This is a genomic window from Mesorhizobium sp. B2-5-11, assembly GCF_006440835.1.
GTDB lineage: Bacteria > Pseudomonadota > Alphaproteobacteria > Rhizobiales > Rhizobiaceae > Mesorhizobium.
In genome coordinates this window covers 79,766-104,283 of the sequence record NZ_VFUK01000004.1, presented here as the reverse complement: position 1 = coordinate 104,283, position 24,518 = coordinate 79,766, and the positions used below count along the sequence as shown (strand labels likewise).

Genomic DNA, 24,518 nt, shown 5'->3' with positions numbered 1-24,518 from the left:
CAACTGCGCAGCCAAGGATGTGGTTCCAATTCCCCTGGTCGCGGCCGGCTGCGAAGGTTCCCGCTGAACCGCTCCAGGCGTGAGTTCGACGCGATTCCCAAGGGAAAGCGCCACGTCCCTTTCCCGGGAAAGCCCTACGTACTCTTCCGGGCATTCGCCGGACGGGCTGCGGTCTCGGGGCCGGCGAAGAAAGCGCTCAATTCGGCGGCCGTTTGCGCGGGTGCTTCTTCGGGAAAGAAATGCCCGCCCTGGACCGCATGGCCGCGCAGATCGCCGGCCCAGCCGCGCCACAAGGCCAGTGGTCCGCCTTCGCCGGCATACCATTCGGCGAGCGCGCCTTGCCCGCTCCACAGCGCCAGCACCGCGCAGGCGATGCGCCGGCCGGCGGCGCTGTCGGCATGGTCGTGCTTGCGGTCGAGCCTCGCGGCCGCCCGGTACTCCTCGCAGATCGCATGGGCATGGGCGGGATCGCGCAGGGCCTCGACATAGGCCTGGCGCACGCCGGCGGAAAACGCCTTTGGCGACGAGCCCCAGCCGCCCAGGGCGTCATCGACGATCGCGTCGGCCGCGCCCGCCAGGAGCTTTTCCGGCAGCGGCTCCGGCTGCGCCAGCAACGACCACGGCCAATAGCCGAGCGCCAGCCTGGCGTCGGCCCGGTCCCAGGCGTCGGCGGTGGGCACGATGTCGAGCACGGCAAGCCTTTCGACGCGGTCGGGATGGTCGAGCGCGAGGCGGTAGGCGACACGTCCGCCGCGATCATGGCCGGCGACCATAAAGCTGGAAAAGCCGAGCTCGGCCATCAGCGCCACCATGTCGCGGGCCATGGCGCGCTTGGCGTAAGGGGCGTGATCGGCGCTCGACGCCGGGCATGAGCTGGCGCCGTAGCCGCGCAGGTCGGCGCATATGACGGTGAACCGGTCCGCTAGGCGTGGCGCCACGTCGCGCCACATCAGATGCGTCTGCGGAAAGCCGTGCAGCAGAAGAACGGCGGGCCCGTCGCCGGCGCGCCGGGCGAAGATGCGGGCATCCCCGCAGTCGACCTTGAGGGTCTGAAAACCTTCGAACATGATTGCCTCCGGCAGGCGAAACGGCGGCAGGATGCGAGGGTTGCAATGTGCGCCTGCGAAAGCCGCCAACTTTTTCCGCCGACATGCGTTGTCCCTGCGAGCAAAACGTTTGGACCGAAGACATCGCGAACAGTTCCGCGCGTTGCGCGAGGAGGTTCGGGATGTCTCCGGTCCGAACACAGAGGAGACGACCATGCCGACCAGCACCCAGAGCGACAGTTCGAAAGCAACCAGCAAGCAGCGCAGCATCCAGCGCAAGGTCGACGCCAAGGACCGCGCCAAGGCCAAGCCCAAAGGCGACGGCGCCATGCAGGCCGGCGCGCGAAAATATCCCGCGCCGCCTTTTCCCGCCCAGCATCATCCCAAACCCGGCGAGGAATGGGCCATCGAGCCGGCGCCGCTCTATGACGCGCCGTTCTGGCGGGGTTCGGGAAAGCTGGAAGGCAAGGCGGCGTTGATCACCGGCGGCGATTCTGGGATCGGCCGTGCGGTGGCCGTGCTGTTCGCGCGCGAGGGTGCCGATATCGCCATCGTCTATCTCAGCGAGGACCGTGACGCGGAGGCGACCAAGCAAGCGGTCGAAGCGGAGGGCCGCCGCTGCCTCGCCTTGCGCGGCGATGTCGGCAATCGCGCCTTCTGCGCCAAGGCCGTGGCAAGGGTCGTCAAGGAACTGGGGCGGCTCGACGTGCTGGTCAACAATGCCGCCTTCCAGATCCATTCCACCGATTTCGCCGACCTGACCGAGGAGCATTTCGACACCACGCTGAAGACCAACCTCTACGGCTACTTCCATATGGCGCAGGAGGCGGTGGCGCATATGAAGCCGGGTTCGGCCATCATCAATACCGGTTCGGTCACCGGCATCGAGGGATCGAAGGACCTGGTCGACTACTCCATGACCAAGGGCGGCATCCATGCCTTCACCCGGGCGCTGTCGGGCAACCTCGTCGGCAAGGGCATCCGCGTCAACGCTGTGGCGCCGGGGCCGGTGTGGACGCCGCTCAATCCGTCGGAGAAGGAGGCGCAGGACGTATCGCAGTTCGGCGCCAAGACGCCGATGAAGCGGCCCGCCCAGCCGGAGGAAATCGCGCCCGCCTATGTGTTCCTGGCCTCGCCGCAATGCTCCAGCTACATCACCGGCGAAATCCTGCCGATCGTCGGCGGTTATTGAGGCAAGCCATCGAAGGCAAGCCATCGACCATTGGGCGGCCGGTGAGGGCGGCCCAACCCGGAAAGGAGGCCGAGATGAGACTTCTCGCCATCATGTCCGTCAGCCTGATGCTCGCCGCGCCCGCCGCGGCGCTGGCACAGGCCGAGCAGCAGAACCCCGACAAGCAGGCGCCCAGCGAAAAATGCCGGGCCAAGCCCGACGGCAACCAGCAGCCGACCGACAACACGCTGACCGAGACGCTGAACGATTGCGGCGGCGTGCTGAAGCCGCCGCCCACAGGCGACCAGGGCATGGCCGCGCCGGCGCCCAACGAAGGCAAGACGCCGGTGATCAAACCGGGTGAAGTGCCGCCGCAGCCGCCGAAACAGTAGCCGGCGGCTTGCCGCGATGCAGCTATCGGGTTCCGGACCGCCCCTTGAGGCGGCAGGCTTTCAGGATTTGCCGTTGCCGGGCAGAAATTCCGCCTCGCGCCCGGCATCGATCATGGCCCGCATCGCCTTCTCGGCCGGGGTCCAGCCATCGAGGGCATCGCGGCAGCTGCGCCATGCGGCGCGGTAGCGCCGGCCGTGCTTGCCGGGCCAGTCGCGCAGGCATTCCAGGCCTTCCCAGGCGCTGCGCACCACGCGCTCGCGGGCCGGTCCGACCTTCAGCCTGACCGGACGGGGAAAGAACTTGTCGTTCACGGCGATCTCCATTGAAACTGAGGCGCCCGATAACGCCGGCCGCCGTTCCGGGGTTCCGTCGCGGCCGCTAAACTTTTCGACTAATTTTCAGCCGCCGGGAGCCGCGTCCGACAGCGGCCTCGGCGGCGGGCCGGGAGCCTGCGCGGCGGGCCGGTCGTGCTCGAACTGCCGCGTATCGGGCAAGGCATGCAGCCAGGATTCGCGCCGGCCGATCCACAATTCGTACTCCGGCATGAGATCGGTCGGCGCCACGTCCAGGCTGCCGATCATCACCTCGGCTTCGTCGTCGCTGAGCGAGGCGACACGGCTGCCGCAGGTCGGGCAGAAGCCGCGGCCGGCATAGGTGCCGAGAATGCCCGATGTCTCGAACGCCTGGCGCGGCCAGATGGCGAAGGCGGCAAAGGCGGAGCCGCTGGTCTTGCGGCAATCCTTGCAATGGCAGAGACCCACCCGCAGGGGCGGACCGCTGACGGTGAACTGCACGCCGCCGCAAAGGCAACTGCCGGTTCTGCGCGCGGTGTCGGGCATGGCCGTGGCCTCCAACCATTCGGTGCCGCAATGCGCCCGGGTCCTGCCCCGGGCAACGCTTCCAAAGCCGGTCGCGCCGAGCTATCCGCGCGCGGCCATGTGGTTGTCGAGCTTCTTCCTCGAGGGCCCGTAGCGCTTGATGATGGTCTGGGCCTCGCTCTGCGGGATGCCGTATTTGCGGGCGAAAGCGGCAACCTCATAGGTTTCCTCGCGCGAAACCAGCTTGCGATCCTGCTTGATCTTCGATTTGTCGTCCGCCATGCCGAGCCTCACTTTCCACCCCCGGCGCGCCGCCGTCGCGGCGCGACCCTGCGGTCATACATAACAGCATTTGACGCCGCTGGTTCCATAGCGGCTTTTGCAGGCTTTGGCGAACACCGACCGGAATATCGGCTCCGCCGCCTCAGGCCGGCTCCAGGCGCATGGCGGCGAGATACATCAGGGACGATGCGGCCCACTTCATCAAGGAGCCGGCAAACCGGACTCCAGTTTTTGCGACAGCGGCCCGATCATGTGGCGCCGATCACGACATCCGGAAAAAACTTCGGCGGATATGTCGGATGCGCGGTGCGTGGCGCGTCCTAGGAGCAATTCCAGGAAAGTTCGGTTTCCATCCGGAATTGGGTAAGACAAGCAAACGAAACGGGAGAACAACCATGCCGTCGCCAACCGTCCAATCGCCGTGGCAGACCGCCGCCTTGCTCATCGCCCGCCTGATCTTCGCGGCCGTCTTCCTGATGGCGGTGACGTTCAAGTTCATGGGCATGGGCGCCACCGCCGGCTATATCGCCGCCGCCGGCTTTCCGTTTCCGCTGTTCCTGGCCTGGTGCGCGGCGATACTGGAGGTGCTGCTGGTGATCGCTTTCCTCACCGGCGCCTTCTTCACGCCGGCCGCGCTGGTCGCGGCGGTCTACGTGCTGTTCCTCGGCTTCGCCTTCCACGGACCGAGCCACTGGGCCGGCAACCAGGCGGAATTCGGCTTCTTCGTCGACCATTTTTCCTTCCTGGCCGGGCTGCTGTTCGCCGCCGTGCACGGGCCGGGCCGCGTGCTTTCGTTCAATCCGGGATGGCCGGGCAGGGCGTAGCTACATCTGGTCGTTGTAGGGTTCCTTCATCTGGCCGACCATGCGCGCCAGTTTCGAAAAGGACGGCATGTCAGCTTCGGGCTGGCACTGGTTGGCGAGCTCCAGCAGCCGGATCGGGAAATTGACGGCGTCGCGGCTCGACGCCGACATGCCCTCGGACCGCTCCTCGCTGGTTTCGCCGGCTTCGGCCTTGCGCAGGGCGATGTCGATCTCCTCTGATGTCAGCACGCCCTTCCTGACCAGGACGTGGTTGATCGATGCGACGGCCATCAGCAGGCCCTCGAGTTGCAGGTTGGCGACGTTCATGGCGGTTGCTCCCATCGGTGAGGCGCGTCACGCTGAACAGGGCCCGTGCGACGCACTTGCAGGTATCGGCCTACGCATGTCGCCCAAAACCGAGGTCACTTTGAGGCGGCGTGCATAGGCGTTCAGAACGCGCGGACATCCATTCGCGATCCGCGCCCGGCAAGGAAAATAGTTCAAGACCGATGTCGGGCTGCCGCGCAGGCTTGTTCGTCATCGCCAGGAAGCCCAGGAAACAGGCAAGGAAGCGGATGCAATGACAATCACCATTACGGCATTCAAACGGTCGCCCGACGGCGGCAAGGGACTGGCGCGCGACACGCGCGTTCGCTGGGCGCTCGAGGAAGTGGGCCAGCCGTATGAGGTTCGTCTTGTTTCCCATGCCGAGATGAAGGCGCCCGACCATCTGGCCATTCAGCCCTTCGGCCAGATCCCCACCTACGAGGACGGTTCGCTCTGCCTGTTCGAGACCGGCTCGATCGTCTTCCACCTTGCCGAGCGGTATCCGGGGCTGCTGCCGGAGGATCGCGATGCCCGCGCCCGCGCCATCACCTGGATGTTTGCCGCGCTCAACACCGTCGAGCTGCCGATCCTCGAACTGACGACGGCAAAAATATTCGAGGCCGACAAGCCCTGGAGCGAGGAGCGCCTGCCATTGGTGAAGGACCGCGTTCGCGCCCGGCTGGACAGGCTCTCGGCCCATCTGGGCGGCGCCGACTGGCTCGACGGCGCGTTCAGCGCGGGCGATCTGTTGATGGTATCTGTGCTGCTGCGGCTCAGAATGTCGGGCATTCTGGACGAATATCAAAACCTGGCTGCCTATGTGGCCCGCGGCGAAGCCCGACCCGCCTATGGCAGGGCGTTCGCCGCGCAATTCGCGGTCAATGCTCCAGCACCCAACTGACAAAGCCGATAGGCCGGGGGAGGATCACGCTGGGACGGGCAAGATAGGATTTTTTTCTTAAAGACTGTTGACGGGGTGAAGGCAACTATGCTATGTTTTTATCTATGGTGCTGAGTTGCGCCGATGACCCGCCCCCGAGGCGGGTTTTTGATTCTGGCGCCGCCGAAACAAGAGCGCCGGTCGTGCTGGGTATTGGCGCGATATTCGAGCGGATCTTCATTCAACGCGCTTGGCGACCTTCACAGCGAGATTGTGACGAAGCCCCGGTTCATTAGTTGGGCTGATCCTGTTCGCCCATGCCGTGAAGGCGTGCATTCGCTGCGCGGGGATGCCTAAAGCCGATAAGGAATTTTTTCCTAAAACCTGTTGACGGGGTGAAGGCAACTATGCTATGTTTTTATCTATGGTGCTGAGTTGCGCCGATGACCCGCCGCCGAGGCGGGTTTTGTGTTTCTGGTTTTGCTTTCCTCTTCGAACGATGGCGCTCTACGGCGCCCCCCTCTGGCCTGCCGGCCATCTCCCCCACGGGTGGGGAGATCGGCTGTTGTCCCGGCTTTCGCCAATCGCCAACGTTGTAGAAAAAAGCGAGGCGCCGAAGCTGCGATCTTCCCCCTCGTGGGGGAGATGTCCGGCAGGACAGAGGGGGACGCGAAGGAATGCGACGTTTCGAACCTGACGATTATCCGCGAGAAATCCCATGCCACGCTATGCCACCATCATCACCGGGGATGACGGCCTTGAGGTCGTCAGCGCCATTGGCGAATTCGAGGGTGCGGCGCCGCAGACGCGGCTCGGCCGGATCGAGCAGGTCGCAATCGGCGTGCTGATCGGCATGGTTCGAGACGCGGCCGGCGGCTTCGCTTTCCCGCAGCCAGCGATTCATAGCGGCGCCGTCGGCCTCGTGATGGCGGGCCTGAAGGGCCTGCCGGGCGCCGCAAAGCTTGCCGGGCGGCCGAAGGGCGGCACGAATGCCAGGAAGAAATCCGCCCGCTCGAAGAAGAAGCGGGTCCGGTCGGTCAAGTCCGCGCCGTCGAAGGCCAAGGCCCGCGCCGGCGACGCCGAGACGGTGACGGGCCATGGCTGACGAAACCGCCGCAGTGCCGGCGCGCGGCAAGGGGCGCAAGCCGGCCGCCAGCCGGAGCGCAAGCCCGGAAACCGCGCCGGAGACCCGCCGCAAACGCCCGAAGAAAACGCTGGGCGACGACTTTCTCGCCGCCGTGCGCGCCGATTTCCGCGCCCATGGCGCCGGCGTCATCGCCGAAGTGCGGGCCGACAAGCCTGACCAGTATCTGAAGATCGTGCTTTCGGTGCTGCCCAAGGATTTCGATGTCGCCGTCAACCATCTGGATGCCCTGAGCGATGAAGAGATCCGCAGCCGCATCCGCGCGCTCGAAGCCGCGGTCAAACCGTTCCTCGAAGACATCGCCGGTGGCGGCGAGGACGGAATATCTGGCGCTGCTGGCGGAGCTTGACCGCAGGCGTCGTACCAACCAGCTTGCCGCCTACCGGCCCTATGCCAGGCAGGCGGCGTTTCACGCGGCAGGCGCCGCCAACCGCGAGCGGCTGTTCATGGCCGGCAACCAGCTCGGCAAGACCCGCGCCGGCGGCGCCGAATGGGCCATGCACCTGACCGGCCGCTATCCCGCGTGGTGGCAAGGCAAGGTTTTCGATGCGCCCGTGCGGCTGTGGGCCGCCGGCGTGACCGGCGAGGGCACGCGCGACAATCCGCAGCGCGTGCTGGTCGGCCCGCCGCAGCAGCAGGCGCAATGGGGCACCGGCATGATCCCGGCCGATGCCATCGTCGACACCATGATGGGCCGCGGCGCGCCGGGCGCGCTCGACAGCATCGTGGTGCGCCATGGCGGCGGCGGCGACGTGCAGGCCGGCGAGAGCGTGCTGTCGTTCAAGAGTTTCGAGAAGGGCCGCGAGAAATGGCAGGGCGAAACGCTGCACGGCGTCTGGTTCGACGAGGAACCGCCGCTCGACATTTATTCCGAGGGCCTCACCCGCACCAACGCCACCGGCGGCATCACCATCGTCACCTTCACGCCGCTGCTCGGCATGTCCGATGTGGTGCTGCTGTTTTTGTCGGCGGCGAAGGTGGAGGGGATGGGGAAGGGGTGATGGAGAAGAAACTGATTGGGGACGAGCGGCATCGCACTTGGCGCTTGCTCCCCTTCGTCGGCGCTGCCCCTCATCCGGCTGCCGCCACCTTCTCCCCGTAATGACGGGGAGAAGGGAGCTGGCCGCAATCTCGGCGCCGATTCTTGAACGTTCGCGATTGGCGAAATCGTCGACAACAGCACCCCTCTCCCCGTCACTATACGGGGAGAGGATGCCGGCAGGCAGGTGAGGGGCGGCGCGACGTTGGTCCGAAAAACGTAGCCTTCACAAGACGCTACATCGATTATCTCGAAAGTGATTCAGGATCCCCCATGTCCCGTCACGTCACCTTCATGACCATCGACGACGCCGAGCATTATTCGCCCGAGGAGCGCGCGGCGATCGTTGCCGCCTATCCCGCGCATGAGCGCGAGGCCCGCGCCCGGGGCATTCCGGTGCTGGGGTCCGGCCGCATCTTTCCGGTGGCGGAGGAGCTGATTGCCTGCGCGCCGTTCCGGCTGCCGCGCTACTGGCCGCGCATCGGGGCGCTCGATTTCGGCTGGGACCACCCTTCCGCCGCGGTCGAGCTCGCCTGGGATACGGAGGCCGACGTCGTCTATGTCGCCAAGGCCGCGCGCGCCTCGCAGCAGACTCCCGCCATGCAGGCGCTGACCCTGAAGCCTTGGGGCGAATGGCTGCCCTGGGCGTGGCCGCGCGACGGCCGCCGCGAAACGCTGGAAGGGGCGGGCACCGCGCTCGCCAAGCAATATGCCGCGCACGGGCTGAACATGCTGTCGCGCCACGCGCAATTCCCCGACGGTTCGGTCTCGGTCGAGGCCGGGCTGATGGAGATGCTCGACCGCATGCAGTCCGGCCGGTTCAAGGTGTTTTCGACGCTTGTCCCCTGGTTCGAGGAGTTCCGGCTCTATCATCGCAAGGACGGCCAGGTGGTCAAACTTCGCGACGATTTGATGGCGGCGACGCGTTATGGCGTGATGATGCTCAGGGAAGCGGTGGTCGATCCGGCGGAGTTCAGGACTGCGAGACGGGCGAAGGGGCAGAGCGATCCGCTGGGGGCGTTCAGGTGAGGGCGGAGGGCTCTTCGGAGCGTCGCGGCAGCGCAATTCCCGCTGGAGGAAACGGGCGCTCCGGCGCCGGCCCGATAGCCCGCGCTGCGATGTCCCTGCGGGGCCTACTCCACGATTTTCCAATATGAATCCTTGCGGATCACCTTGCCGTCGCGAAACGTGTAGAAGTCGCAACCCCTGACCTCCTTTTTCTCCCCCTCGCGGGTGGTACCTGTGAGGATCCATTTCGAGATGCCGGTATTGGCGGTCGAATCCACAAAATGCTCGGCGTTGCCGTAGTGGACATCGGGCAAGCCTTCAAAGCGTGTCGCCAGTGCTTGCCGTACGTTTTCCTTGCCCTCGAAACGAGAGCCCCAAGGATTGCCTCCCCTCGGCAATCTCCAGGATGCAGTCGTCGGAAAAGAACGCCATGATCCGATCGAGATCGTGCGCGTTGAAGGCCTCAGATATCTGCGTCAGCGCCGATCGAATGTCCATTCGCCCGTCTCCCTTCAATTGGATGACCGATGTTTTGCTCCCGCATTCTATGGTCGAAGTAGGTCACCGGAGAGGAGACCGGTCAAGGGCGTGAATTTTTCACGCGGCACTCACACAGATGAACCTTATCCCCCGGGCTCTGGCATCCGCATGACCCTCCGCATCATCCCCGCGACCCTGCGCGATCTCTCCTATATCGCCGCCAATTTGCGGCCCGAGGATCGCGCCGAGATCGATTGCCAGCTCGACTACTGGTCGCCGGCGCTGCTGGCGCTCACCGCGCTGCAAGGGTTTGCCTATGTGGCCGAGCTCGGCGGCAATCCGGAGGCCGGCTTCGGCGCGGCCGAACAGCGGAGCGGGCTTTGGATCGCCTGGAGCTGGGGCACGCGCCGCATGAGGCGCTGCGTGCCCGGGATTACGGAGTTCTTTCACGCGGTGCTCGGTCCGCAAGTTTCCGCCCGCGGTGCCTGGCGGGTCGAGGCGCGGGCGCTGGCCGGCAATGAACTGGCGCTGCGCTGGCTTGCGCGGCTGGGCGCCACGCAACGTTGCCTGCTGCCCGGATATGGCCGGAACGGCGAAGATTTTTTCCTCTACGACTGGACAAGAGAAGGCTGGAACCATGTGTCTGTTTCAAAAACCACCGGAACTGAAGCCGCTGCCGGCAGTGCCGACGGCCGGGGATAAGGACGTGCAGGCGCGCGAAGCAGCACTTCGGGCTGAGCTCGAACAACGCCAGGGCACGGCCAGCACCATAAAGACCGATCTGGCGCCCGGCAGCCTCGCCGGCCAGCGCCGCGTGCTTTTGGGGGTGTAACCATGACCGCGATGAAGCGCAGTTTTCGCCGGCGCGTGCTGGACTGGTGGCATTGGAGACGGCATGCAAGGTTGGTGAAGCGGCGTGGCGGGTGAACGCTGCCAATCTCCCCCACGAGGGGGGAGATGCCCGGCAGGGCAGAGGGGGGCGTGAAGGAACGCCGACCTCTCAGTTTTCAACCTGCGATGGCTTGAGGGATCGACCATTCAGCTGACAGGTCGGCGGGAGAGCGCCCCCCTCTGGCCTGCCGGCCATCTCCCCCACGAGGGGGGAGATTGGCAGCTTCCACCGCTCATCCCTTCTTCGCGAACGCCCAGACCATCATCGGGTATTCCTCGTCGTTGCTGAGGTCCCGCCACAGGCCGTAGGCGCGGACCGGGCCGCCTATGTGGGCGCGGGCGCAGGCCTTGTTGCCCCAGCCGAACGCCTGGACGTTGTCCTCGGCGAAGCCGCCATCGACCATCAGCTGCTTCAGGCCGGCCGGCGTCCACCTGTTGTAGTCGTGCGGCCTGGCGTGTACGCGAAACAGGAAGGGCGTCGCCACCATCGCCCAGCCGCCCTCGCGGGTCATGGCGTGGATGTTCCGCGCCGCCGCCTGCGGCCGCTGCACATGTTCCAGCACCTGGTCGGCGATGACGATGGAATATTGCTCGTCGGTGCGATCCTTGCAGATGTCGAAATCGGGGAAGTCGACCGAGCGATAGTTGGGGCACATCGCCTTCCAGTAGCGGTTCCAGCCGGGCGAGATCTCGATCACGTCGCGCGATTTGCGGTTGGCGGCCGTCAGGAAAGTGGTGAAGGCTTCGATCTGGCGGATGCGCAGCCAGTTGCGGGAATCATAGCCGATGAGCCGTTTAACGGTACGTTTGCTCTGGTTCTTCAGGGCGGCAAGGCTTGTCGTCGTCACATCGACCTCCTGCAAAACCCCGCCGCGAGACGTTCCTAGACCAAGAACCGCGCAAAAGAATGACATCGTCGGCTGAAGCTGCCGATCTCCCCCCTTGAGGGGGAGATGTCGCCGGAGGCGACAGAGGGGGTCGCCTCGCATGAAGCGCTAACCTCCTTCTGTTGCAGAAGGCCGAACCCGGTCGATCCGACCCCCTCTGGCCGCTTTGCGGCCATCTCCCCCTCAAGGGGGGAGATCCCCCAGTTTTAACGAGGCCCCCATGACCAGCGATTCCCGCGCCCGCGATATTCTTTCCCGCCAGTCCGAGCTCGTGAGCGAGCGCGCCGCCTACGAGCCCGTATGGGAGGCGGTGGCGGAGTTCTGCGATCCCGATGCGCCCGATATCCGCTCCGGGCGCGGTGCCCGCCGCGGCGACAGCCAGGCCGAGCGGCAGGAGCGGCGCGGCGCCCGTGTCTACGCCAACACCATCAACTCGGCCGCCAACCGGCTGGCCGCGGGGCTCGAAAGCCTGATCATCCCGCAGTCGGAGAAATGGCACGGGCTGACCACCGCCGAGATGGACGACGAGGAGACCGACGAGGAAAAGGAATGGGCGGAAAACCTGCGCGACTTCCTGTTTTCGCTGCGCTACTCCGCCAATTCCAATTTCGTGCCGGCGACGCAAGCCTGCCTGCGCAATGTCGTGCGCTACGGTCCGGCCTATCTCTATGCCGAGGAAGGTTTCGGTTCGACGCTGATCCGCTACGCCTCGATCCCGGTGGTGGAAGGCTATCTCTCGCGCAACCGCTGGGGCCAGGTCGACATCTTCCACCGCCGCTACGAACGCACCGCGCGCCAGGCGGCGCAGCTGCTCGGCTACGAAAAACTGCCGGCGCGCATCAGGACGCTGGTCGACGATCCCGCCAAATGCGAGGAGAAGATCGCGCTCATCCAGTGCATCCAGCCGCGTGACGAGCGCCGCATGTACCGCTCGGGCGGAAGCTACCGCTATCTCGACGCCGCCTTTGCCTCCTACCACGTCATCGAGGACGAGGAGGAGATCGTGCGCGAGAGCGGTTTTCGCACCTTCCCGGTGTCGGCCTTCAACTGGCGCCGCTACGAGGGCGACGCCTATGGCATCTCGCCGACCATCGAAGCCTTGACGACCGTGCGCGAGGAAAACGCGGTCCGCCGCTCGGGCCTGCGCGCGCTGCAACAGATCACCGATCCGCCGACGGCGTCGAAGGCCAGGCTCGACTATGTGCCGGTGCTCGATCCGGGCGAGAATTATCCGGGCCTCATCGACGACAATGGCAGGCCGCTGATCGCGCCGATCACCACCGGGCAGAACCCGAGCTACGCCTTCGACTATGCGGCGAGCCGGGCGGAGGAGATCCGCGACATGATGTTCGTCAACCTGTTCCAGACCCTGGTGCAGAACCCGCAGATGACCGCCACCGAGGCGCTGATCCGCCAGGAGGAGAAGGGCGCGCTGCTCGGGCCGTCGGGCTCGATCATCCAGGCGGGCTTTGCCACCAATCTCGACCGCGAGCTCGGCATATTGGAGGACAAGGGCCTCTATGACGAGGACAGCCGGTTCCTGCCGCCGGCGAGCCTGGCGGGCAAGGCGGTGCGGCCGACCTTCACCGGTCCGCTCGATGTCTTGCGCCGCTCGGCGGAAGCGCGCGACACCATCCAGCTGGTGACCACGGCCATGCAGATGGCGCAGTTCGACCCTGATGTGATGGACAATATCGACAGCGACGAGGCGCTCAAGATCGTGCAGAGCGCCGGCCGCAGCCCGCAGCGCATCTTCCGCCGCAAGGATGAGGTGGCGGGCCTGCGCGACGCGAGGGCCAAGGCCAGCCAGGCGCAGGCCGGCATGGCGGCGATCGCCACCGCCGGCAAGGTGGCCAAGGACGCGGTGCCGGCGGCCGTGCAGGCGCGCGACAGCGGCCTGCTCGAAGGCCTGCAAGGCATGCTGCAGGGCGGCACCGCCGATGGGCCGGCACCTGATGCCGGCGCCCAGGGCGCGATGCCGGCCGGACAGCGCGCATGAGCCGCAAACGCTTCGCTCACGCGTCGCAAAGCGGCGGCCCCGCCAAAGCGCGCGAGGCGCTGGCCAAGGCGTATATGCGCGTGTTTTCCGGCGAGGACGGCGAAATGGTGCTGGCCGATCTCGCGGCGACGGTCGGCTATTTCAGGCGCCCGTCATACGGCGAGTGGATGGCGCGGACCAGAACCCCCAATGGCTTCGAGCTGCACAGCGCGCTCAGCAACGCGCGCGCCGAAGTGGTGCAGCACATTATGGGGTTCCTGACGCTGGACGAGGCGCAGCTCGTGGCGCTGGAAAGGCGGCACGGATGGAGGAGAGGTGAGGCGCTGAAGCGCCGATCTCTCCCCTCGTGGGGGAGATGCCCGGCAGGGCAGAGGGGGGCGCTGTCCCGCCGACCTTTGCCGTGCTCATCGCACGGCGATCAAATCACGAGCGGTCGCTCAGGCCTGGCCCTAGACGGCAAACCTATGGGCATGTTCAAAGTTCGGCGACGATCGAGGTCGGCGCTCTACGGCGCCCCCCTCTGTCCTGCCGGACATCTCCCCCACAAGGGGGGAGATCGGCGGTCTGGCCGCCGGTGATTCAATAATTGCCGTTGTAATAGCGGTCGTCGCAAGGCGCGGTGTAGATGCGGCCGTAGCGGTCCTGGTAGCGGCAGAGCTGGTCGCCGCGGCGCTGCGGGGTGGTGGCTGAGCCGACGACGGCGCCGAGCAGCGCGCCGCTGGCCGCACCGATCACCGTGCTCTTGGTGTTGCCGCCGATGGCCTGGCCGACGAGGGCGCCGCCGGCGCCGCCGATCAGCGCACCGGTTCCGGCCCGCTGCTGGCCTTCCGTCTGCGCGCAGCCTGCCAGCGCGGCAGTCATCAAAACGGCGGCTATGGCTTTGTGAATGTTCATGTGACGTCTCCCTTGAAGATCTGAGATCCCTATCGATCGTCCCGTGCGGCCGCATTGCGGCGGAACGGCGGCACAGGCTCTCACGATATAAGACATGGTTTCTCGGGTGTTGATGGACCGAGGGCGCGAAAACACCTCTTTCGAACAAGGCGCTAGCACCGCTTCCTGGCAAAATGATTCAGCCGGCCTATGCCGCCTCGATGATCTTCCTGGCGGCGGCGGTCAGAAATCCGGAACGGCTATAGCCGTGTCGTTTTGCATAGTCGTCGATCTCGCCGAGGGCATCTTCGGGAATGGTGACGTTGACCCGTACCACCTTCGTTGTCTCGATCTTCAGGGGGATCAGAACGGCCACACCGGTAAGATTATCCCTGTCCGCCATCACCTGCTCGAGCGACGAGGGCTCGCGAATGGCCTCGCCATCCTCGACCAGACCATCGACATGAAAAGCGAGCGCTTCCTGCGCCATGGCACGGGCATCGTCCAGTGTCGTGCCGGCAGTCACCACGCCGGGAAAATCGGGGAAAGAGACGCCGAAATCGCTGTCTGCTTCCTTGTGGATCAGTCCGATATATTGGCGCATCTGTCTACCTCAACTTGAGACCGGATTGCTTTTCGATGCTCTTCAGCGTGCCGATCGGGATGTCCCGCTTGGGATGCGGAACCTTAACCCGACCCGGCTTGGTCGTGTGCTTGAACTGAGCATGGCTGCCTTTTCGACGTCGCGCTCTTCGTGTTGTGCATGGAACACGCAGCTCAAGTGCCTGTCCATAGAGATCGCGCTGCCGATCGGGCGCTGTCCTGCCAGCCCTCTGGCCGGCCGGCTCATTTTCTAACCTAACCCTCAAAAGGAACATCACATGACAGATCTGGCAGATGCCGGGTCCGTGGCTGCCTCGTCGCAGCCGGCGGGCAACCCGGAACGGCCTCCGGCAGGCGCGGATAACGGGTCCGCCGGGCTTGCCGGCAAAAGTTGGTTTGACGGTCTTTCCGAAGGCAACCGCAAGCTTGCTGAAGCCAAGGGCTGGACCAAGCCTGAAAGCCTCGATCGGGTTTTCACATCCTATGCGGAGCTGGAGCGGCGGCAGGGCGAAAGCCTGCTCGTTCCAGCCAGGGACGCGCCGAAGGAAGACTGGGACAAATTCCATGCCCGGCTGCCCGAGGCGATGCGTCCGCTGACATCGCCCGAAAAGGTCGAATACCGGCGGCCCGACGGCCTGCCGGAAACCTTCGCCTATTCGGACGAACTCGCCCAGGCGTCCAAGGCCTGGGCGGTCGAAGCCGGCGCCACGCCGAAGATCGCCCAGGCCTACCATGACAGGTTCGTCGGCTACATGGCCGAGCAGGCGGCGGCCCAGCAGGCAGCGCTCGCCCGCTCGGTCGAAGCCACCCATGACGACCTCGTCAAGGATTGGGGCCCGGCCGACAGCGATGGCTTTCGCCAGAAGCTGGAGGTGGCCAACCGGGCGATGAAGAAGCTCGGCCTGGTCGATGCCTACAAGCAGAAGGGCATCCTTCTGCCCGACGGCGCCCTGACCGATCCGCAGATCGCCAGGGCCTTCCAGGCGATCGGCGAGGCGATGTTCCGCGAAGACACGATCGACGCCGACGCGGCGCCGCGGGGGCAAAACCCCTTCCGGCGCAACGCCGCCGGCGAGCGCAACGTTTCGGCCATTTCAGCCCTTGTCAAAAGCGACCCTCAACGCGCCCGGCGGCTGGCCAGGGAAGCGGGCGAAAACCCGGATCTCTGGATGCCGAACAACCCGCTCTGATCCCGACGCATCAGCCGCCGATCAATCTCTCAAAGGAAAGACAAAATGGCAGACGCCTATACCCGTATCGCGGACGCGATCGTTCCGTCCGTTTATGCCCAATACGCTTTCGAGGAGCACGTCCAGTCGCTCGAAATCTACCAGGCCGGCATCCTGTTTTCCGATCCGGCCATCTCCTCGAAACTGTCGATGGGCGGCCGTTCCGTCGACATGCCCGGCTGGAAGGACCTCGGCAACGATCCGTCCGAGCCGGTCAATGACGACCCGGCCGATTCCATCGAGATGAAGAAGATCGGCTCGCGCCGCGAGGTCGCCGCCCGCAATGTCCGCGCCCAGGCGTGGGGCGTTCCCGACCTGACCTCCATCCTGGCGGGCGACGATCCGCAGAAGCTGATCGTCAAGCGGCAGACCGAGTACTGGCAGCGCGCCAACAAGCTGACCCTCATCGGCATGCTCAAGGGTGTCGTCGCCGACAATCTGGCCAATGACGGCGGCGACCTGGTGCGCGCCACCGGCGCCTCCATCGTCGACACCGACATCATCGAGGCGGCCTACCTGATGGGCGACCGCGCCGACAAGTTCCGCACCCTCTGGATCCATTCCAAGCAGATGAAAGCGCTGAAGCTCGCCGACCTCATCGACTATGTGCCGTCCTCGCAGCAGGGCGGGCCGCTCATCCCCTATTACATGGGGCTGCGCTGCGTGGTCGACGACGACATCCCGCAGGCGGCGGGCGTCTACACCGCGTTCATGTTCAAGGACAAGGCGATCCTGTGGAACGAGCTGCCCGTGAACACCGAAGGCGGGCCGCTCGAGTTCGACCGCAAGCCGCGCCAGGGCCATGGCGGCGGGGTGACGGAAATGGTCGGCCGCCGGCATTTCGTGCCGCATGTGCCGGGCACCCGCTTCCTCGACGCCTCCACCGCCGGCGAATTCGCCACCGACGCGGAGCTGGCGGCGAACTGGGACCGCACCGCGTCGAGCGTCAAGACCATGACGTTCATCGCTCTGAAGACGACCGAGGCATAGGGTTTCGTCTCCCGGGAGGTGGGCCAGGCCCACCTCCTTCCCGCGAGCGCCGGCGCTTGAACATTGACGCCAACCGTCGATGCCGGCGCTGCCCCTCATTGCCCTGCCGGGCATTTCTCCCCGTGAACGGGGAGAAAGACGCACTTCCCCCAATCACAACCCACGGAGGTCTTACCCATGGCCATAACCCCGACCGACATCGCCAATATGGCGCTGGCCGTCCTTGACGAGGCGCCGATCGACAGCCTTGACGAGGACATCAAGGCCGCGCGCTTGCTCAACATGCATTTCGACCTGACCCGCGAGGCCGAGTTGACGAAATACGCCTGGGTGTTCGCCATCCTTTCGGCATCCCTGGCCGGCAGCGATACCGGTTCCGGCGATTGCACGCTGAACTGGGTCTATGAACTCCCCGTCGATTGCCTTCGCCCGCTGCCGCTGACCCACAATGGCGAGCCGGACGGCATCGCGATCTCGTGGCGGCAGGAGGCGGGGCTGGTCTACAGCGACCGGGCGGGACCGCTCACCATCCGCTATGTCGCGAACCTCACCGACCCCAACGACTGGGACGCGCCGTTCACCGAAGTGCTGGTGGCGGCACTCGCCATCAAGATCGCGCATCCGCTGACGCACAAGGCCGGCATGATCGACATTGCCCGTTCGGCCTACGACCGCGCGCTGGACGCCGCCTTCACCGCGCAGGCCATCCAGCGCGGCGGACGGCTTTCGACATCGAGTTGGGCGCGGCAGCGCGGCGACAGCCGGTTTTATGCGGGGGCCATGCGCTGATGGCGACGCTCTATCCGGTCCAGGACGTCTTCACCCGCGGCGAGATCTCGCCACGCCTGCACGCGCGCGCCTCGCTTGATCTCTACCGCGCGGCGCTGTCGAAATGCGAAAACTTCGTCACCCTGCCGCATGGCGGCATCCGCAAGCGCGGCGGCACCTGTTTCGTCGGCGAAGTCAAGACGTCCGCCAAGGCGACGCGGGCGATCCCGTTCATCTTCTCGGCCGACCAGGCCTACATGCTGGAGTTCGGCAATCTTTACATCCGCGTCTACGCCTATGGCGCGCGTGTCGGCACGGTCGAAGTGGCCTCGCCCTATCTTGAAGCCGACCTGTTCGATCTCGACTATGTGCAGTCGGCGGACCAGATGTGGATTTCCCACAGGGACTATCCGCTCAAGGTGCTGACGCGCACCGCCCATACGGCATGGGCGCTCGACGACTACGCGATCGACGACGGGCCCTATGACGACATCAACGATACGCCGACCACGCTGACGCCCGCGGACTATGGGGCGCTGACGCCGAAGATGACGTCGAACACCGCGCCTTCCGGCACGGTCTCAGGCATGGGCGGGGCAGGGGACGCCTTCCAGCTTTTCGACAAGGCGACAGAGACGGACAGCGGCATCGCCGGTGCCACCAACGGCTCGGTCACCTACCAGCTTGCCGGTGGCGCGCAGGCCATCGTCGAAAACTACTATCTGACCGCACGCACCGGCGGAACGGTCGACCGCACGCCGACTATCTGGGTGCTTGAAGGATCGAATGACGGCGCGACATGGGTGACGCTCGACAGCCGCACCGGCGAGACCGGCTGGTCGGGCGGCGAAACCCGCTACTACGAATTTCTGAACAAGCTGGCGTTCGAATATCACCGCTTTACTTGGAAGGCGATCAACGGCGCCTCGGACAGCGCGTTTTCCGAACTGAACCTCAACCGGGCGGCGGCCAGCCAGACGCCGTTCGACCTCACGGCGTCATCGACCGCCGGCATCAACGGCGGCGCCGGCTTCCAGGCTTCGGACGTCGGCCGGGCCATTCGCCTGCTTGCGTCCGACGGCCGCTGGCGCTGGGCCAAGATCACCAGCTGCACCAGCGCCACGGCGGTGAAAGTCCAACTGCATGGATTTGCCCTGCCGGACCTCAGCCCGATATCCCGCTGGCGCCTGGGCACGCTTGTGCCGGGGAAATATGTCGAAAGCGGATCGCTCTACGAGGAGCGCCTGGCCTTCAGCCGCAAGTTTTCGGTCTACGCCTCGGCAACGGGGGATTTCAACAATTTCGCATTGGGCGAGAAGGATGACGACGCGCTGGAATTCCTCCAGGCCGGCGGCGGCCAGGCGAACGACATCACGTGGATCGCGGAATCGGACGGCGCGCTGCTGATCGGGACGCTCGGCGGCATCCGCGCACTCTCCGGCTCCGGCATCGACGAGGCATTGACGCCGTCCTCGTTCAAGAACCGGCGCTCGCGCACATCGGGCTGCGCCCGCATCCGCCCCGTCGATGCCGGCCAGTCGTTCCTCTATGTCACGCGCTCGCGCCGCTCGATCGCCGAGCTGACGCAGGCTTCGACCGGCCGCTTCACCTCCGACGATATCGGCCAGATCTCCGAACATATCGCCAAGCGTGGCGTGGTCGAGCTGGCGTTCCAGACCGACCCCGACCCGATGCTGTGGTTTCCGCTCGATAATGGCGAGCTCGGCGGCTACACCCACCAGCCCTCGCAGGAGGTGCGCGGCATGCACCGCCACCGCCTCGGCGGTACCGTCGCCGGTTCCGGCTGGGCGGCCGTCGAAAGCGCTGTCGTGACGCCCGGCCAGGATGGCGTCGACGACATCTGGTTGATCGTCAGGCGGACCATCGGCGGCGTGACCAGGCGCTATATCGAGATCATGACGGCGCCGTTCGAGTATGGGGCGTTGGAGGATGCCTTCCAGGTCGATTGCGGCCTGACCTATTCGGGCGCCGCCGTCAACACCGTGTCCGGGCTTGGCCATCTCAACGGCGAAAAGGTCGACGTGCTGGCCGGCGGCAAGGTCTATCGCGGGCTGCCGGTCGCCTCCGGCCAGGTGACGCTGCCCGGCGGCGCCGTCGCGGCCAAATGGCAGGCCGGGCTTGCGTTCCAGTCGCAGGCCGACACGCTGGAGCTCGACGTCGCCGGCCGGGACGGCTCGATCCTCGGGCGACGCAAGAAGGTGGCGGGTGTCATCCTGTCCCTGCTCGAGACCGACACGACAGGGCTTCAGGTGCAGTCGCTGATCCGCGGCCGCTGGGAAAGCGTGCGCATGCCCTCCATCGTCGCGCCCGACGGCGAGGCGAGCCTGTTCACCGGCAATGTCGAGGTGCCCATCGACGACAGCTGGGAAGGGCAGGGCCGGGTGCGGATCCGCCACGTCAACCCGACGCCCTGCACGATACGGGCGTTCACGCCGGTGTTCGACGCCGAGCCTTAGGGCGAGCTGGCGTTCCTCGCCCCCGCGAGGCGGGGGAGAGGTGGCGCGAAGCGGTCGGAGAGGGGGCCTTCGTAAGGCGCAGGCGCTTCTGCCGGAGAGTCCGGCACAGGTCGGCGCCATCCCCTCTCCGTCTCGGCTTCGCCGAGCCACCTCGCCCCACTTGGTGGGGCGAGGAACCCAGGCTGAATCAACGCCGCGATCCTTCGCGCCTCCCTCTGTCCTGCCAATCTCCTCCACAAGGGGGGAGATCGGCGCTCCACCGCCTCCAGCCCACCACAAGGAACCCATCCCGTGACCACATCCCCCCATGCCGAACAGCTCGGCAGGGCGCGGACGGCTGCCGAATATGCTGCCGTCATCGCCTTGCTCGATGCCGACCTCAATGATGCGATCGCCCGCCGGCGCGGCTGCGAACAGGCCGAGGACCGCGCCGTTTTCGGCGACGGCGATCTCTCCGCCGCGCGCATCGCGCTGGACGACTGCAACGACGTCGTCGCGCTGCTGGAGAAGATCATCGCGGCAGCGGACAAATGCCGTGCCGCGGCCGCCGCGGCAGAGGCGCGCGCCGCCGTCGAGGCGCTGGGCGGGCAAGCGAAAGCCAAGGCGGAGGTGCTGACCGAGCGCTGGCGCGCCGTGCGTCGCCTGGTCGAGCTGTTGCGCCAGGAACTGTTCGAGGCCGATGCGCTCGCCCGCGCGCTCGCCACCGCCAACGGCCTCTTCGACGCCGCCGGCATGCCTGACCTGAAGGTGAACCTGGCCGTTGCCCGCCGCGCCGCCATGGCCGGGCCGCGCGCGGCGGCGCCGGCGCGCCTCAGCCGCCCGGCAATCCAGGCCGACAGGCTGCTTCTGTCGTTCACCAACCCCGGCGGCGCGCTCGACCCGCGACCGGCGATCGGTGCGCGCCCGGCCAGGAAAACCCCCATTGCCGCATCCCAGCGAGGCTGACCATGTGCACATTAGCCCTTCTCGGCACGGCCATCTCGGTGGGTGGCGCATTGATCGAAGGCCGGCAGCAAAACCAGGCGGCCGGCTACCAGGCCAAGGCCTACGGGCAGCAGGCGCAGGCCGATGCGCAAAGTGCCGCCTTCGAACAGAGCCAGGAGCGCCACAGGCAGGATCTGCTGCTTTCGCAGGCGCGGGCCCGGGCGGGCGCCTCCGGCGTCGGCCTGTCGGGCTCGCCGGCCGAGGTGCTGGCGGCCAATGCCAGGCAAGGCCAGCTCGACCTGAAGGCGATCCAGTACGGCTCGGCGCTGCGCCGGAACACTCTCGACAGCCAGGCGGCGCTCGCGCGCTACTCCGGCAGGCAGGCCGCGGCGGCGTCGATCTTCAAGGCCGGCGGCAGCCTCGTGTCCGGTCTCTCCCGTCTCTACGACCCGACCAAGGCCGTGACCTTCGGCAAGGGCGCCTTCCCGCAGGCGCCGGGCGGCGCCTTCACGGGAGGGCTCTACTGATGGCGACGATTCCTCTCCAGCTTGCCCAGCGCCGGCTCGAGGCCGGCAATGGCGTTTCCTATCCCGAGGGGTCGCCGGCCGGCAGGGCGATGCAGGATCTTGGCGACGAGCTCTCGGCCGTCGCCGAGCGCTACCGGCAGATGAAGGAGCGGCAGGAAGCGTTCGACGCGGAGCTGGCGCGCCGCCGGTTCGCCGAGCGCATCGCGCAGGCGGAAGACGAGGTGGCGGCGAATGCGCCGGCCGACGGCGGCGGCCTGCACGATGCGATGTATGGCGAGGTCGACCCGCGCAGCGGGCAGGTGGTCAAGCCCGGCCTGTTCGACAGGCTGTTCGATGAGGCTCTGCCTGACATACCGGAGAGCCAGCGCGCGGCTTTCGCCAGGCAGAAGGAGCCGATGCGCGCGGCCGGCTCGCCGCGCATGGCACAGCGGCAGCAAGAGCAGCGCGATGAGTATGAGCTGGCGGAGTGGGCGAAGGTCGACACCATGTCCACCAGCTCCATCGCAAAAGGCGACCCGAACGACATCGGAGCTTTCGAGGCGATCCGGCAGAACGGGTCCGATCTGATCGCCAAGATCGGAAACCCGGTTATCAGGCAAGCGGCGGAAGTGGCCTGGAGCAGCAACACGGCCAAGGCACTGGTTCAGGCGATGATCGCCCAGGATCCGAAGCGGGCCGCCGAGATGTTGGGCGGGGCGCGAGCGTCGATGCAGGTGAGTACGACGGATAATGCCGTGAATAGTTCGGCTGCCGCGACCAAACTCGCTGCGAACTCCAATGTCTCAATAGACGAGCCGGCGGGCTACCCTGAGACGCCTCACGCGAATGCCGCAACGTGGGCTGCGGGTTCATGGATTGCCGACCTGTCGCCGGACGACCTTCAGGAACTTGGCCAAAACGTCCAGGTCGCGATGACTGAGCAGCTGTTTGATGCGCACACCAATATCCGACTCGCTCGCCAGAACGCACCGGATGCCCTCATGTACACTGGCGGCTACGCTGGAAAGAAGCCGGACGACGGTGATTTCGCCGCAGTTTACGGCGTCGAGGAAGGCGGCAAACAGTCTCTGGTCCTCGAACGGACCTTCGAGGTCGGCCTTCAGGCATTCGACATGGTCAGAATGCCGAAGGATGCCATTGACGCCAAGCTGTTTGCAGCCAAGCCAAAACCGGGCAGTACCACCTCGGAGCAGGATCAGGCGCAGTTTGAGATAGCATCAGCCGCCGCCAGGCAGGTTTTGCAGACTCGTGCCGCCGCTCCTGCCGACTTTGTCCGCAAGATCGACCCGACAGCGGACGCATACTGGAACGCGGTATCGAGCGAGGACAGCTACGATCCGGCTGCCTACCAGAAGGCGGTCGCCCGCTCTGTCGCCGTGCAGCTGCAGCTTGGAATCAAAAAAGTCCAGCCGCTGCCGCCGTCTGTCGTTAAGTACCTGGTCGACACCTTGAACGATGAGAGAGTGCCGCAACGCGAGCGGGATGCGGTGCTGCGCGATCTGTTCACGGGCACATCCGATCCAGGTGTTCTGGCAGCCATGGCGCTGCAACTGAGCGACGAAAACCAGTCTCGGATTGCACGAAGCATTGCGAACAACTCAGTTCCCGTATCCGCGGAGGAGCGTGTCAGCCGAAATCTGGCGGCTTTCGACGCCTTGCCTGGCTACCTGAAGCCGCTCGTGGCGCTCAATGACACCGTACGCCTGATGGCAGACGGCGCGACCCTTGGGTATTCCGACAAATTTGCTGCCCGCATGAATTCATTGATCTCGGGGAGCAACTACGAGGAGGAGCTCGCCGCTGAGCGTGCCAGGACACAAGATGCACTGGATCGAGCTGGCCCCGCAGGGACGGCTGCGGAGGCACTTGGTGCGTATCTGAGCGGCCGCGGTCTTGGAGAGGCCGGCATCACGCTCAGTGGCAGGTTCGGCACAGCCACCATGGAAGGACTGTCCGGCCTTCTTGCTCGTACCGGCCTAATGGGCGCTGAGGGCGCTGCTTATGGTGGGGTCGAAGCCGCCGGCCGTGATGAATCGATAGTGAGCGGCGTAGCCTCCGGTGCGTTATGGGGCGCTGGCAATCAGTTCTTGAAAGAAGGGTCAATCGTAGTTCACGACCAGCTGCCAGGTTGGCTTGGTGGGCGTTCCAAGTCTCTTCGGAGGAAATGGGAAAAGGAGTACAATTTGGACTGGCCCAGAGATCCCGACACGGGTTGGTACATGGATCTTCATCACAAACAGCCAAAGTCTTTGGGCGGAACAGATGATGTGTGGAATTACGGGCCACTCAGCAAAGCCGACCACATCAAGCATCACAAAGAACAAGGCCATTTTAAAATGTGGGGCAGTTGGAGTAGAGGCAAGAGAGGGTTAAAGCCGTGAACACAAGCTTGGGTGATGCCGGTCCTGATCTGAGCAGCGTAAAACCTCTGCCCCCGGGCAATCGGTCTGGCAGCGTCGACTTCCAGGGCGCTCGCCACTATGCACGAATATATCTGGAATCGCATAGCTGGGTATCGGCTATCAAAGGTGAATACCTTGGATATCGGCTCGACGGAATTATATATGTCTTTCTCTTCGAGTTCGTGCCGGCCGAGTCGAATGTACCGCCATGGACATGGGTGATCGTTGGCGACGTGCCCCCGGCCTATATAAGCTGCCACCACGCCAAGACGCCCTATGTGGCACTGGACGGCTATATAGGCGCTATGGAAGAATGGGTCGAAGCCGCGCGAGAAGGAAAGTCGGTCGAGGACATTATACCGGTGAACGTGCCGGCTATTCCTGAAAATGCGGAAATGTTGGGTGGGCGCCTCAAGTTCCTTGATGATAATGTTCTTCCGTTACTTCGAAAGTGAAGTGCTGGCGTCTCGCAATAAGCGCCAATGTTGGACGATCGGATCTGGACGTCTATTGGCATATATGGGCCAAATTATCGCGAAGGTGCGAGGCCTGCCACC

Annotated in this window: 29 protein-coding genes and 1 pseudogene; 20 read left to right on the top strand and 10 right to left on the bottom strand. The window is 65.5% G+C overall.

What is annotated here, in order from left to right:
• Positions 1 to 134: 134 nt before the first annotated feature.
• Positions 135 to 1,067 carry an alpha/beta hydrolase gene (locus tag FJ490_RS14335; protein WP_140728461.1) on the bottom strand — a complete coding sequence of 311 codons (933 nt, stop codon included), beginning with the start codon at positions 1,065 to 1,067 and terminating at the stop codon, positions 135 to 137.
• A 193-nt stretch (positions 1,068 to 1,260) separates the two neighbouring features.
• Here FJ490_RS14335 and FJ490_RS14330 point away from each other — a divergent pair, with 193 nt between their 5' ends.
• Positions 1,261 to 2,238, top strand: coding sequence for an SDR family oxidoreductase (locus FJ490_RS14330; protein WP_140499988.1), 978 nt, complete (start codon positions 1,261 to 1,263; stop codon positions 2,236 to 2,238).
• Between the two features lie 74 nt (positions 2,239 to 2,312).
• The gene (locus FJ490_RS14325) at positions 2,313 to 2,609 is read left to right on the top strand and encodes a hypothetical protein (RefSeq protein WP_140499986.1); all 297 of its coding nucleotides are present in this window, start codon (positions 2,313 to 2,315) and stop codon (positions 2,607 to 2,609) included.
• Between the two features lie 60 nt (positions 2,610 to 2,669).
• Here the strand turns inward: FJ490_RS14325 and FJ490_RS14320 are convergent, their stop codons facing one another.
• The 3 genes from FJ490_RS14320 to FJ490_RS14310 form a co-directional block, all read right to left on the bottom strand.
• Positions 2,670 to 2,921: a DUF982 domain-containing protein gene (locus FJ490_RS14320; protein WP_140499984.1), complete on the bottom strand. Its 252-nt coding sequence runs from the start codon at positions 2,919 to 2,921 to the stop codon at positions 2,670 to 2,672.
• Positions 2,922 to 3,008: 87 nt separating this feature from the next.
• Complete coding sequence (locus tag FJ490_RS14315; protein WP_140499982.1) at positions 3,009 to 3,449, bottom strand: GFA family protein; 441 nt, start codon at positions 3,447 to 3,449, stop codon at positions 3,009 to 3,011.
• A gap of 81 nt (positions 3,450 to 3,530) precedes the next feature.
• On the bottom strand, positions 3,531 to 3,710 hold the full coding sequence (locus tag FJ490_RS14310; protein WP_140728462.1) for a DUF3606 domain-containing protein: 180 nt from the start codon (positions 3,708 to 3,710) through the stop codon (positions 3,531 to 3,533).
• A gap of 395 nt (positions 3,711 to 4,105) precedes the next feature.
• Between FJ490_RS14310 and FJ490_RS14305 the strand changes: the two genes are divergently transcribed.
• Positions 4,106 to 4,534, top strand: coding sequence for a DoxX family protein (locus FJ490_RS14305; protein ID WP_140499981.1), 429 nt, complete (start codon positions 4,106 to 4,108; stop codon positions 4,532 to 4,534).
• On the opposite strand, the gene FJ490_RS14300 is transcribed toward FJ490_RS14305, so the two are convergent.
• The gene (locus FJ490_RS14300; protein WP_140499979.1) at positions 4,535 to 4,840 is read right to left on the bottom strand and encodes a hypothetical protein; all 306 of its coding nucleotides are present in this window, start codon (positions 4,838 to 4,840) and stop codon (positions 4,535 to 4,537) included. It abuts the gene before it with no gap.
• Positions 4,841 to 5,093: 253 nt separating this feature from the next.
• Between FJ490_RS14300 and FJ490_RS14295 the strand changes: the two genes are divergently transcribed.
• From FJ490_RS14295 to FJ490_RS14270, 5 genes and pseudogenes are all read left to right on the top strand, one after another.
• The gene (locus FJ490_RS14295; RefSeq protein ID WP_140499977.1) at positions 5,094 to 5,741 is read left to right on the top strand and encodes a glutathione S-transferase family protein; all 648 of its coding nucleotides are present in this window, start codon (positions 5,094 to 5,096) and stop codon (positions 5,739 to 5,741) included.
• A 697-nt stretch (positions 5,742 to 6,438) separates the two neighbouring features.
• Complete coding sequence (locus tag FJ490_RS33075; protein WP_224647124.1) at positions 6,439 to 6,825, top strand: hypothetical protein; 387 nt, start codon at positions 6,439 to 6,441, stop codon at positions 6,823 to 6,825.
• Positions 6,818 to 7,213: a hypothetical protein gene (locus FJ490_RS14280; RefSeq protein ID WP_140499976.1), complete on the top strand. Its 396-nt coding sequence runs from the start codon at positions 6,818 to 6,820 to the stop codon at positions 7,211 to 7,213. Before FJ490_RS33075 ends, FJ490_RS14280 begins: the two co-directional genes overlap by 8 nt.
• Positions 7,170 to 7,829: pseudogene (locus FJ490_RS14275) on the top strand (terminase family protein); the annotation flags it as partial. The gene FJ490_RS14280 and the pseudogene FJ490_RS14275, both read left to right, overlap by 44 nt.
• A gap of 347 nt (positions 7,830 to 8,176) precedes the next feature.
• Positions 8,177 to 8,932, top strand: coding sequence for a terminase family protein (locus tag FJ490_RS14270; RefSeq protein WP_140630708.1), 756 nt, complete (start codon positions 8,177 to 8,179; stop codon positions 8,930 to 8,932).
• A 104-nt stretch (positions 8,933 to 9,036) separates the two neighbouring features.
• On the opposite strand, the gene FJ490_RS14265 is transcribed toward FJ490_RS14270, so the two are convergent.
• Positions 9,037 to 9,309, bottom strand: coding sequence for a nuclear transport factor 2 family protein (locus FJ490_RS14265; RefSeq protein WP_246672666.1), 273 nt, complete (start codon positions 9,307 to 9,309; stop codon positions 9,037 to 9,039).
• On the opposite strand from FJ490_RS14265, the gene FJ490_RS14260 reads away from it, so the two are divergent.
• Entirely contained in the window at positions 9,293 to 10,093 is an 801-nt protein-coding gene (locus FJ490_RS14260; RefSeq protein ID WP_246672668.1) for a hypothetical protein, read from the top strand. The two genes, FJ490_RS14265 and FJ490_RS14260, sit on opposite strands and share 17 nt — an antisense overlap.
• A 4-nt stretch (positions 10,094 to 10,097) precedes the next feature.
• A complete protein-coding gene (locus tag FJ490_RS33540) occupies positions 10,098 to 10,223 on the top strand; it encodes a hypothetical protein (RefSeq protein ID WP_263486360.1) in 126 nt (41 codons plus the stop codon).
• A gap of 292 nt (positions 10,224 to 10,515) precedes the next feature.
• On the opposite strand, the gene FJ490_RS14250 is transcribed toward FJ490_RS33540, so the two are convergent.
• Positions 10,516 to 11,130 (bottom strand): methyltransferase domain-containing protein, encoded by a 615-nt coding sequence (locus tag FJ490_RS14250; RefSeq protein ID WP_224519113.1) that lies wholly within the window; start codon positions 11,128 to 11,130, stop codon positions 10,516 to 10,518.
• A 259-nt stretch (positions 11,131 to 11,389) separates the two neighbouring features.
• Between FJ490_RS14250 and FJ490_RS14245 the strand changes: the two genes are divergently transcribed.
• Both FJ490_RS14245 and FJ490_RS33070 read left to right on the top strand, forming a co-directional pair.
• A complete protein-coding gene (locus FJ490_RS14245) occupies positions 11,390 to 13,168 on the top strand; it encodes a portal protein (RefSeq protein ID WP_140663757.1) in 1,779 nt (592 codons plus the stop codon).
• Positions 13,165 to 13,746 (top strand): hypothetical protein, encoded by a 582-nt coding sequence (locus FJ490_RS33070; protein WP_246672670.1) that lies wholly within the window; start codon positions 13,165 to 13,167, stop codon positions 13,744 to 13,746. Before FJ490_RS14245 ends, FJ490_RS33070 begins: the two co-directional genes overlap by 4 nt.
• A 1-nt stretch (position 13,747) precedes the next feature.
• On the opposite strand, the gene FJ490_RS14235 is transcribed toward FJ490_RS33070, so the two are convergent.
• From FJ490_RS14235 to FJ490_RS14225, 3 genes are all read right to left on the bottom strand, one after another.
• Positions 13,748 to 14,062, bottom strand: a complete 315-nt coding sequence (locus tag FJ490_RS14235) for a YMGG-like glycine zipper-containing protein (RefSeq protein WP_140499961.1) — start codon at positions 14,060 to 14,062, stop codon at positions 13,748 to 13,750.
• A 187-nt stretch (positions 14,063 to 14,249) separates the two neighbouring features.
• Positions 14,250 to 14,645 carry a type II toxin-antitoxin system HicB family antitoxin gene (locus FJ490_RS14230; protein ID WP_140728463.1) on the bottom strand — a complete coding sequence of 132 codons (396 nt, stop codon included), beginning with the start codon at positions 14,643 to 14,645 and terminating at the stop codon, positions 14,250 to 14,252.
• Between the two features lie 4 nt (positions 14,646 to 14,649).
• Positions 14,650 to 14,817, bottom strand: a complete 168-nt coding sequence (locus tag FJ490_RS14225; RefSeq protein ID WP_140728507.1) for a type II toxin-antitoxin system HicA family toxin — start codon at positions 14,815 to 14,817, stop codon at positions 14,650 to 14,652.
• 105 nt (positions 14,818 to 14,922) lie between these two features.
• Here FJ490_RS14225 and FJ490_RS14220 point away from each other — a divergent pair, with 105 nt between their 5' ends.
• The 8 genes from FJ490_RS14220 (at position 14,923) to FJ490_RS14185 (ending at position 24,416) form a co-directional block, all read left to right on the top strand.
• Positions 14,923 to 15,834: a hypothetical protein gene (locus tag FJ490_RS14220; protein ID WP_140499958.1), complete on the top strand. Its 912-nt coding sequence runs from the start codon at positions 14,923 to 14,925 to the stop codon at positions 15,832 to 15,834.
• A 45-nt stretch (positions 15,835 to 15,879) separates the two neighbouring features.
• Positions 15,880 to 16,863 carry a Coat protein gene (locus FJ490_RS14215; protein WP_140728464.1) on the top strand — a complete coding sequence of 328 codons (984 nt, stop codon included), beginning with the start codon at positions 15,880 to 15,882 and terminating at the stop codon, positions 16,861 to 16,863.
• 177 nt (positions 16,864 to 17,040) lie between these two features.
• Positions 17,041 to 17,652 (top strand): hypothetical protein, encoded by a 612-nt coding sequence (locus FJ490_RS14210; protein WP_140499954.1) that lies wholly within the window; start codon positions 17,041 to 17,043, stop codon positions 17,650 to 17,652.
• Positions 17,652 to 20,108, top strand: coding sequence for a hypothetical protein (locus FJ490_RS14205; protein WP_140728465.1), 2,457 nt, complete (start codon positions 17,652 to 17,654; stop codon positions 20,106 to 20,108). Before FJ490_RS14210 ends, FJ490_RS14205 begins: the two co-directional genes overlap by 1 nt.
• Before the next feature lie 291 nt (positions 20,109 to 20,399).
• The gene (locus tag FJ490_RS14200; protein WP_140728466.1) at positions 20,400 to 21,053 is read left to right on the top strand and encodes a hypothetical protein; all 654 of its coding nucleotides are present in this window, start codon (positions 20,400 to 20,402) and stop codon (positions 21,051 to 21,053) included.
• A gap of 2 nt (positions 21,054 to 21,055) precedes the next feature.
• Entirely contained in the window at positions 21,056 to 21,559 is a 504-nt protein-coding gene (locus FJ490_RS14195) for a hypothetical protein (protein ID WP_140728467.1), read from the top strand.
• Entirely contained in the window at positions 21,559 to 23,940 is a 2,382-nt protein-coding gene (locus FJ490_RS32680) for an HNH endonuclease signature motif containing protein (protein WP_181165268.1), read from the top strand. The genes FJ490_RS14195 and FJ490_RS32680 overlap by 1 nt, the downstream gene beginning before the upstream one ends.
• Positions 23,937 to 24,416 (top strand): hypothetical protein, encoded by a 480-nt coding sequence (locus FJ490_RS14185; RefSeq protein WP_246672672.1) that lies wholly within the window; start codon positions 23,937 to 23,939, stop codon positions 24,414 to 24,416. The genes FJ490_RS32680 and FJ490_RS14185 overlap by 4 nt, the downstream gene beginning before the upstream one ends.
• Positions 24,417 to 24,518 lie beyond the last annotated feature (102 nt).